General features: G+C 66.3%; 1 protein-coding gene. It reads left to right on the top strand.

Translation table 11 applies throughout. From position 1 onward, the window contains the following. The coding region (locus tag ABWL39_RS20930; protein WP_367796159.1) for a transposase at positions 1 to 338 on the top strand (338 nt) is incomplete at both ends.

Raw genomic sequence — 338 nt, 5'->3', positions numbered from 1 at the left:
GACATCGCGCGCGCACTGGGGCGCTCACCCAGCACCATCTGCCGAGAACTGGCGCGTAATGCCACCCGCCATGATGGCCTCTACCGCGCAGCCAAAGCCCAGCAGTATGCCGTCGCCCGGCGCCGCCGCGCACGCCGGAAAACCCAGTTCAGCGACGCGCAGTGGCAAACGGTGGAGCACCTGTTGCAGAGGAAGTGGAGCCCCGAACAGATCGCCGCTACCCTCAAGGCGCAGGGGCAGTGCAGCATCAGCCACGAAACGATCTATCGCCACATCCTCCGCGACAAACGCGCCGGCGGCACGCTGTACCGGCACACGCGCATCATGTCCAAGTACGG

Origin of the sequence: Chitinivorax sp. PXF-14, from assembly GCF_040812015.1 — a bacterium.
In the GTDB taxonomy this organism is placed as follows: domain Bacteria; phylum Pseudomonadota; class Gammaproteobacteria; order Burkholderiales; family SCOH01; genus JBFNXJ01.
Note: the sequence above shows the minus strand (reverse complement) of the source record. Positions and strands in the feature narration are given on the sequence as shown.